The sequence below is a fragment of the Microcystis sp. Msp_OC_L_20101000_S702 genome (genome assembly GCF_007095705.1).
GTDB lineage: Bacteria > Cyanobacteriota > Cyanobacteriia > Cyanobacteriales > Microcystaceae > Microcystis > Microcystis ichthyoblabe_A.
This window is the reverse complement of sequence record NZ_SFBO01000096.1, coordinates 1-8,459: the sequence shown is the minus strand read 5'-3', so window position 1 is coordinate 8,459 and position 8,459 is coordinate 1. Positions and strand designations below refer to the sequence as shown.

At 42.0% G+C, this 8,459-nt stretch carries 7 protein-coding genes and 1 pseudogene; 3 read left to right on the top strand and 5 right to left on the bottom strand.

Annotation, left to right across the window (positions count from 1 at the left end; all coding sequences use genetic code 11):
* Window positions 1-1,173: RNA-guided endonuclease InsQ/TnpB family protein (locus EWV60_RS10665; RefSeq protein WP_287232237.1), on the top strand; the 1,173-nt coding region annotated here is incomplete at its 5' end.
* Between the two features lie 128 nt (window positions 1,174-1,301).
* A complete protein-coding gene (pyrG, locus tag EWV60_RS10660; RefSeq protein WP_069475568.1) occupies window positions 1,302-2,942 on the top strand; it encodes a glutamine hydrolyzing CTP synthase in 1,641 nt (546 codons plus the stop codon).
* An 81-nt stretch (window positions 2,943-3,023) separates the two neighbouring features.
* Here the strand turns inward: pyrG and EWV60_RS10655 are convergent, their stop codons facing one another.
* The 5 genes and pseudogenes from EWV60_RS10655 to EWV60_RS10635 form a co-directional block, all read right to left on the bottom strand.
* A complete protein-coding gene (locus EWV60_RS10655; RefSeq protein ID WP_002732025.1) occupies window positions 3,024-3,341 on the bottom strand; it encodes a 2Fe-2S iron-sulfur cluster-binding protein in 318 nt (105 codons plus the stop codon).
* A 146-nt stretch (window positions 3,342-3,487) separates the two neighbouring features.
* A complete protein-coding gene (locus EWV60_RS10650) occupies window positions 3,488-3,718 on the bottom strand; it encodes a DUF3352 domain-containing protein (RefSeq protein WP_223210835.1) in 231 nt (76 codons plus the stop codon).
* 177 nt (window positions 3,719-3,895) lie between these two features.
* A pseudogene (locus tag EWV60_RS10645) lies at window positions 3,896-4,201 on the bottom strand (IS30 family transposase); the annotation flags it as partial.
* Window positions 4,202-4,436: 235 nt separating this feature from the next.
* On the bottom strand, window positions 4,437-5,474 hold the full coding sequence (csaB, locus tag EWV60_RS10640) for a polysaccharide pyruvyl transferase CsaB (protein ID WP_149107428.1): 1,038 nt from the start codon (window positions 5,472-5,474) through the stop codon (window positions 4,437-4,439).
* A 274-nt stretch (window positions 5,475-5,748) separates the two neighbouring features.
* On the bottom strand, window positions 5,749-6,828 hold the full coding sequence (locus tag EWV60_RS10635) for a RuBisCO accumulation factor 1 (RefSeq protein WP_002775139.1): 1,080 nt from the start codon (window positions 6,826-6,828) through the stop codon (window positions 5,749-5,751).
* Window positions 6,829-7,041: 213 nt separating this feature from the next.
* On the opposite strand from EWV60_RS10635, the gene ccmO reads away from it, so the two are divergent.
* A complete protein-coding gene (gene ccmO / locus EWV60_RS10630) occupies window positions 7,042-7,842 on the top strand; it encodes a beta-carboxysome assembly protein CcmO (RefSeq protein WP_002775137.1) in 801 nt (266 codons plus the stop codon).
* Window positions 7,843-8,459 lie beyond the last annotated feature (617 nt).

Below are 8,459 nucleotides of genomic sequence, written 5' to 3'. Positions count from 1 at the left end.
TATGCCTTCTTGTCAAAAAATTTGTTCAATCTAGCTAACTACCATTATCGCCAATATTTCTTTGAAAACTCCCAAAAACTGAGTTTTAATCAACTCTATCATCTGGTATCTAAAACCTCAGATTATTTAGCTTTACCCACGAAAGTGAGCAAGCAGATAATCAGAAGATTAGATCAGGCTTGGATTAGTTATTTTGCCGCTTTTAGAGCTTGGAAAAAACACCCTGAAAAATTTTTAGGAAAACCTAAAATTATTAAGTATAAGGACAAAACCAAAGGAAGAAACCTGCTAATATATTCTCAGGAATCAATTTATAAAAAACCTTTAAAAGAAGGAATTTGTCACTTGTCTATGAGCGACGTAAAATTGACCACTTCCCGAAGAGAAATAATTGAAGTGAGAATTGTCCCCAAAAGTAGCTGTTATGTCATTGAAATAGTCTATGAAAGACGGTCGGAAACCACAGATAAACAAGAGATAGCTGGGATAGATTTAGGAGTTAATAACTTAATGGCTGTAACTACAAATCAAACAGGTGTAGCACCTCTTTTGGTAAATGGCAGACCGTTAAAAGCAATTAACACCTTCTACAACAAACAACGTTCCCGCTTACAATCTCAACTGAAAACCAGAAATAATCAACCCTCATCTAAGAGATTGATATTCCTAACCCATAAACGAAACTGTCGAGTAGAAAATTATCTACACACAGCCAGTAAAAGAGTAATAGATTGGTGTATTATTCATCAAATAGGGACATTAATAATTGGGCATAATGAGCGGATAAAACAATGTCTTAATCTAGGAAAAAGGAATAATCAACAATTTGTTAATATTCCCCATTATAGATTAATAGAAATGTTAACCTACAAAGCTCAATTAAAAGGAATAAAAGTCATAATAACTGAAGAATCCTATACCTCACAATCCAGTGCTTTAGATAGGGATGAGTTACCTAAATATGGTGAAGAAAAACCATTATTTAAGGGAAAAAGGTTAGCTAGGGGACTGTATAAAATGGGAACAAATCAGTTGTTAAATGCCGATGTCAATGGGTCATTTAACATCATTAGAAAAGTAATTCCTGATGTCATTGACCAGGGAATAAAGGGTTTGCCGTTTAATCCTGTAGTGCTTGACCCACTACGAATGACTAAGCTTTCAGGCTTTTAAGTAAGTTTGAGTAAGTTTAGTTGAGCGGTATAGATCCTCCGGTTATAATGAAATCTGGGAAAATGACACCGCCCCATCCCGAAAACTCTCACCCCTTGCTAGGTATAATCGATCGCAGGAAGAATTTTATGAGTAAATTTGTCTTTGTCACCGGGGGAGTCGTCTCCAGTATTGGGAAAGGAATTGTCGCCGCTAGTTTGGGAAGATTGTTGAAAAGTCGGGATTATTCCGTCTCAATTCTGAAATTAGACCCCTATATCAACGTGGATCCGGGTACAATGAGTCCTTTTCAACACGGAGAGGTATTTGTCACCGATGATGGGGCCGAAACCGACCTCGACCTTGGCCACTACGAACGTTTTACCGATACGGAACTCTCCCGTCTCAATAGCGTGACTACTGGCTCGATTTATCAAGCGGTATTGAATAAAGAGCGCCGTGGTGCTTATATGGGGGGAACCGTGCAGGTAATTCCCCATATTACCAACGAAATCAAGGAAAGGATTCTCCGGGTGGCCAAAGATACCAACCCCGATATTGTCATCACAGAAATTGGTGGTACGGTGGGAGATATCGAATCTTTGCCTTTTTTAGAAGCAATTAGGCAATTTAGGAAGGATGTAGGTCGAAATAACGTGGTTTATATGCACGTTACCCTAATTCCTTGGATTCCGGCCGCTAAGGAGATGAAAACTAAACCGACGCAACACTCGGTCAAGGAATTAAGATCGATCGGCATTCAACCGGATGTGTTAGTCTGTCGTTGTCATCTACCCCTACAACCGGGGTTAAAAGAAAAACTCTCAGCTTTCTGTGATGTGCCGGTGGAATCGGTGATTACTGCTCAGGATGCCAGCAGTATCTACGAAGTTCCTCTCAATCTGGAAAAAGAGGGATTAGCGCAACAAACCCTAGAATTATTAAACCTGGGTCCCCGATACCCCCATCTGGAGGAGTGGGAAAATCTCATCCGACAGATGCAATCCCCTAGTCAAAAATTAGAGATAGCTATCGTTGGTAAATATGTGCAGTTAGGGGATGCTTATCTCTCGGTGGTGGAGGCCCTTAAACACGCTGCTATTGCCCTTGATAGCGAGATAGAATTGCGTTGGGTAAGTGCTGAAGATGTGGATAACGATTCGGCCGAAGCTCATTTAAGCGGTGTTGACGGTATTGTGGTACCCGGTGGTTTTGGGATTAGGGGTGTGGATGGCAAAATTAAGGCGATCGAGTATGCTAGGGTCAATAATATTCCTTTCTTGGGTCTCTGTTTAGGGATGCAGTGTTCGATTATCGAATGGGGTCGCAATGTGGCCCGATTAGAAAGGGCCAATAGTTCCGAATTTGAAGAGGATACACCCAATCCGGTGATTAATTTACTGCCAGAACAGGCAGATGTGGTGGATTTAGGGGGAACAATGCGCTTAGGTCTCTATCCCTGCCGTTTAAATCCCGATAGTCTAGCTTTCTCTCTCTACGGTCAAGAGGTTATCTATGAGCGCCATCGTCACCGTTACGAGTTTAATAATGCCTATCGTAGTCTCTTTTTCGAGACTGGTTATCTGGTGAGTGGCACTTCTCCTGATGGTCGTTTGGTGGAAATTATCGAACTACCAAAACATCCTTTCTTTATTGCTACCCAATTTCACCCCGAATTTCGCTCTCGTCCCAATAAAGCTCATCCTCTCTTTTCTGGTTTCATGAAAGCGGCCCTTAAGGGTAGAGAGGAAAAGTTTTCCCTGAGTAGTCAGCATTCAGCTATTAGTTAGGGTTTGCTGGTTCTATTGGCTCAAAATCTGGTTTTTTGGGGGGAAACCCCCGAAAATTTGTCATCTTAACCCCAGTTTGTCCTAGGGTTTCCCGAATTGACGTTGATAAACTACTTCTTCCTTGCCAGATTCCAGTTTAATATCGGAGCGAGGATAGGCCACACATAACAAAGCATAGCCCTCTTTTTGCAGGTCGGGGGATAATCCCATGCCCTCACCTTGTTCGACGCTACCCTGGGAAAGTTGAGCGGCGCAGGTAGTACATACGCCCGCATTGCAAGAACTGGGTAAGTCAATCCCCGCATCGTAGGCCGCCTGTAGTATAGTTTGATCTTCCCTAACTTCGATCGTTTGTATTTTTCCTAAATGAGAAATTTCTACTTTGTGGGTTGTGGTCATAGCTAATGAATGATGCTTTGAACTTCACCTATTTTATCATTCTAGATTGGGGGCTCTTCTGGTTTCTGTGTGGAAACGAGGTCTATACTGATAGTTTTTTTCCAAAAATAGTCCTAAAAGTGTTGCCTAGTAAGCATTTCACGATTCTATAAGCAAAAATTATCGACCCTGGTATGTACTCCCGTCACGAGCGTCTCTAGTTGCGCTTTTCCTACCGGGACTGCCGTGATTAACTTTGTCCAAGCTGTCATCCTTTTAACCACATTATAGCCGCGACTGCGGGCTAACTCATCCAAATGAGCGATCGCACTGTCCACCTCTACCCCCATCACCCGTTCTGACAGGTGTAGGTTTATTACAAAGAGGTGAGCAGTCACACACTCAAGGTGAGAAAATCAAGCTAGAGAGGCTCTTCTAGGTTCTGTGTGATAAGTTTAACTTACTATATGATCGATCGATCTTTGTGTCCTTTGTGTCTTTGTGGTTCGTTCCACCCCCTCGCTAGGAGGAATGTATCTTAGAATACATTTTACCCACCAAACCTGGGAGAGCCAAAATTCTTTAACCTTGTCACAAGTAAAGGTTTTTCTTTTGTCAGGGTGAATCTCTTGGAAAAGTTTTTCTGTGACTCTATTGATTTCCGATGCGGTTTTGTTTTTGGCTAATCCTGCTACTAAAAATTTCGAGGCTTTGTCCATATATGTAACGAGAACTCCTAGATGATTGCCTCCAATCATTGTGTCACTTTCCCAATGACCGATTTCGGTTTTCTGGTCAGCAATTGCTGGTCGCTCGCTGATATCTACACGCCCTGGAATCTCTCCACGCTTACTTTTTGCTCCATTTCGACTCTTTCTTTTTCGGTTCTTCCGAACTTACACTGTAGAAAATTCCTCAAGCTCCCTCTCTGCACAGCAATGCTCTAAAGTTGATAAATATCAATCTAACAAAAATTCAAAGCCTTAGTGTACAAGCTTTACAAGCATAAGTTGTTGATAGTTTTACATGACAGGTTCGGTAGAGCCAAATCTTGTCTCACCCAGGGCAATAGTCGTGAAGTCGTGATCGCTTCGGTAATAGCACTCGACATAAAAATTAGCTCACCAATCTAGATAAAATTTCTCGATGAATTAAAGCTCGATCGATTAAAAAATGTTTGCGATCGCTGGTTAATCCCTCTCCATTGGCATAAAAATTAATCCAAGTGTTACTAATATCATTAACTGCCTCTGGTAACTGATCTAATTCCCAACCCGGCATCGGGACTTCGGCAATTAATCGCGACACTTTCGGATCATAACTAAGGGCAAAACAACGACAATCTTCTGCTGCAGCCATAATTAAACTATGAAAGCGCATTCCGATCACCATTTCTACCCCGCGAAATAAGCCTTTTAACTGTCTTGGATCCTCTAAGGTAATGATTTGATAATTTTCCCTTAATTGACGTGCTACAGCTTCACAGAGGGGCAAATCCCGCGACTTTTGAAAAGGGACTAAGAGAATAAACGCCCCCGTACTGGTTTGCAAATGAATTAAAGCTTGGGTTAATTTATCTAATTTTGCTGGGGTTAATAGGGGATGGGGACGTAAATTGACGGCGATTCTTGGGGCGGGTAAATCCGATAATCCCTTGACTGATTGAGCTTCTAAAGCCCATACTGGATCGGGGGCAACAATGGGACTAATACCCCAATTGGCGACTAAATGAGCCGAAGTATCATCGCGCACACTAACTAAACTACATTGTTTTAAGACTTTTTTGGTTAACCAACGGGTAAAAGGTCTATTTAATGGTCCAATTCCCTGCCCCCAAGCAATAGTTTTTAAGCCCAATAATTGAGCAAGAGCCATTAAACCACCGTAATAAATTGGACTGGCAAAACTGGTGACATCCTGCATTAAACTGCCACCACCCCAGATAAATATATCGGCTTTTTTAAGAGTTTGAAAAACTTGCCACCAATCCCGACTAGGACAGGTTTCCACCCCATAACGTTGACTGGTTTCTCTGGGATTATTTGACAAAACAATAGGTTTAATTTCTGACGGCAACATCTGCAATAGAGACACTAATAATGCCTCATCTCCTCCGTTTCCTCTCCCATAATATCCACAAATTACTGCACGCATATATTCAGTTATCAGTTATCAGTTATCAGTTATCAGCCAGAAAAAGGCAAGAGTCAAAAGGCAAAAGTATGGTAAATTTGTCTCCTGTCTCCTTTGTCCGCTTTGTTACTTTTTCCTTTAAAAATGTCTCTTAGTTTCTTAAGTTATGCCGTCAGCTACAAGTTAACAGTGACCAGTTTTATTCGATTCAGTTATCAGTTTATCTATTTTCTTATTCCCACTCATAACTAATAGCTTAAACCTGATCACTGGTTACTGATTACTGATCACTGATTTAGTCGTCCATTTGCCAGGGTTCGGTGATGTTGTTTTCATCGAGGATATTTTTGGCTCTTAAAATCAAGATCAATTCACCTAGTATGGTGACATCGGGGGAACTATCAAACCATTGTAAAGAGACGGAATTATCTCTCTCTACTAGATAATAATTGTTCACGTCCCATTCGGCCAAAACTCGATCGATTACTAATAACACTTCCTCAGACCTAGTGGCAATCGATCGAGGTAATTGATCACTAGGCCATAAAATAGCTACAGGATCGATCGCCTTTAGAATTGCTTGCCAACCGGGGAGAGGCACAATTGTTTGTTTATCCCCCACCGTTACCAGTCGAAAAGGTTCCTCGACGCTCAGACTTTCTGTGTGTTTTATATCAGTTACCGTCACCGGAAATCTTCCTACTAAAGGAATAATTCTGGCTAATTCGTCCTCATCCTGTAAACGGTGGACGGGTAGCAACGGTGCGCTACGGGTGGGAGTAACGGTAAAATCTTGTAGTAAGGACTCGATCGCCTGTCTGGCCGAGTCAGAATGGGCAAATTTCAAACCTTTAGCGATTAATTTCGCTCTTTCGGCTAAATCCCGCTTTTGTTTGCCCCGTTTCCAACACTGATAAGCGATCGCATCTCCAGGATGACGGGTAAATTCACTGGGAATCTGGGATAAACGGGAAAAATCTTGGATAGCTTTGGCGATATCGTGTGCTTCAGCCACTTCAATCCTTTTTTCTGCCGCTAATTTCGCTGCCCCTAGTCTTTGTTCTTGGTTGAGAATCCGTAATTCGTATAGCACATCACTGCGCGGCCCAATGTAGTAACTTAACAAATCTTCATCTGCCCCCGCTTTGATTAAACTCTCAAAAACTTGGGCAGCGACAATAATTAAATTTTGTTGGGCATTTTGAAAACCGGTTTGTTCAAAGATTAACTGGGAATCGTAGCCAGCTTTTTGCAGTTTTTGACATTTTTGCCCCCAATTTACCCAATTTCCTTCCTTATGAAGCAGCGATCGCATTAATTCGGTCGCTTCCGTTTCGCTGATTCGATCATCTGTACTGCGAGGCTGTTCTGTCATAGACAACTTGATCAAGCTACAATAACTAAAATTTATCTAATCCCTCAAAAATCTTCAATAGCAATTAAGGTTAACAGGATAGACTAGATAGTAACAGGATAGCTGACAATCACCCCCTTCGTACCTGTTAGGGCAAGTTTATCTTCAATGTCTAGATTAAGAGTTAATGGAAGCATTCCCTCCTCGTCCACAACTAACCCCAGTCAAAGGACGATGAAAACCAAGCGTCACCCCAAAGATAGCGCCTTGGGTTTAGTCTCTACCCTCAGCTTTCCGGCGATCGTCGGGACGGCGGATATGATGCTAAAATCGGCAGAAGTTACCCTCGTGGGTTACGAAAAAATTGGCGGTGGTCACTGTACTGCGATCGTGCGTGGTAATATTGCCGATGTGCGGTTAGCAGTGGAAGAAGGGGCAAAAACCGCCGCACAGTTCGGACAATTGGTATCTAAATCGGTTATTCCCCGACCGATGCCCAATTTAGAGGTAATTTTCCCAATTGGTAGCCGTTTAGCCGAAATTGCCCAAAGTCAACGGGGTTTCAGCAAACTGAGCAATATGTCGATCGGTCTCTTGGAAACCCGCGGTTTTCCCGCTATGGTGGGGGCAGCCGATGCCATGTTAAAATCGGCCGATGTGCAGTTAGCTTCCTACGAAACGATTGGGGATGGTTTGTGTACGGCCATTATCCGGGGTTCCGTCGCTAATGTGGCCGTGGCCATTGATGCGGGAATGCGGGAAGCAGAGAAAATCGGTGAACTGCACGCGGTGATGATTATTCCCCGTTTATTGGAAGATTTAGAACATACCCTACCGGTGGCCAGCTACTGGTTAGAAACCCCCGAACCTTTACCGATGTTGTTACCCAATACTGTCCGGGAAAAACAACGGGAATTGGTCGCTTTACCAGAATTGGAAAAAACCAAAATACCGATTCGTCGCCAAGAAATGCAGGAAAAAGTGTTAGAAGAAGTGATTCCCGTGGAAGTTATCACCGATGAGGACAGTTATTAATTTTTATTTTCAGCTTTGCTCCTGTGCTGCTAAAAGTACAGGAGCAAAAGGTTGAATTAGGGTTTGCGGCAAAAAGTTTGTTGGTGGGTGTGGATTTCCCAGTAAAAAATCTTTACAGAGTCCCCCGACAATTAAACGAATCGAATAATGATAAATTTTTGTCAAGGGGTGCGGTCAGATCGAATAATCGTCGCTAGAATTGGCCTAATTGTCAGGAATTTAGTTAAACAAGGTTTTTGACAATATGCTAATCTGGCTAACAGGCTTTTGGGCGTGATATAGGGAAAAGTTCTGGCGATTGCGCCTAGATGGGGTGATATGCCAAAAGTTGACCCATATCGTTACTCTGAGGAGTGTTATCCAGAAATTTTCCGTGTAATATGTAGTTATGTTTTTTGAAAAGGAGTCAGCATAATGAAGCCTTTAGCTATAAATCCAGATTCGGTGAATATTATATCTCCATAGAACTCTTGCAAATTAATTATATGTTATAATAATGGGTTAACTAATTTTCCCCAAAAAATTAGTTAATCAGTACATTCGTCCTGAATGAAAACTTGAAGTTTAACTTTTAACTCAAAACTCTTTAGAGCTGCTTTAATTTGGTTATCAAAACC

Bases quoted from the DNA above. Each gene is read 5' to 3' on its own strand.
- pyrG (WP_069475568.1), top strand. From the start codon at position 1,302: ATGAGTAAATTTGTCTTTGTCACCGGGGGAGTCGTCTCCAGTATTGGG.
- EWV60_RS10655 (WP_002732025.1), bottom strand. From the start codon at position 3,341: ATGACCACAACCCACAAAGTAGAAATTTCTCATTTAGGAAAAATACAA.
- csaB (WP_149107428.1), bottom strand. From the start codon at position 5,474: ATGCGTGCAGTAATTTGTGGATATTATGGGAGAGGAAACGGAGGAGAT.
- EWV60_RS10635 (WP_002775139.1), bottom strand. From the start codon at position 6,828: ATGACAGAACAGCCTCGCAGTACAGATGATCGAATCAGCGAAACGGAA.
- ccmO (WP_002775137.1), top strand. From the start codon at position 7,042: ATGAAAACCAAGCGTCACCCCAAAGATAGCGCCTTGGGTTTAGTCTCT.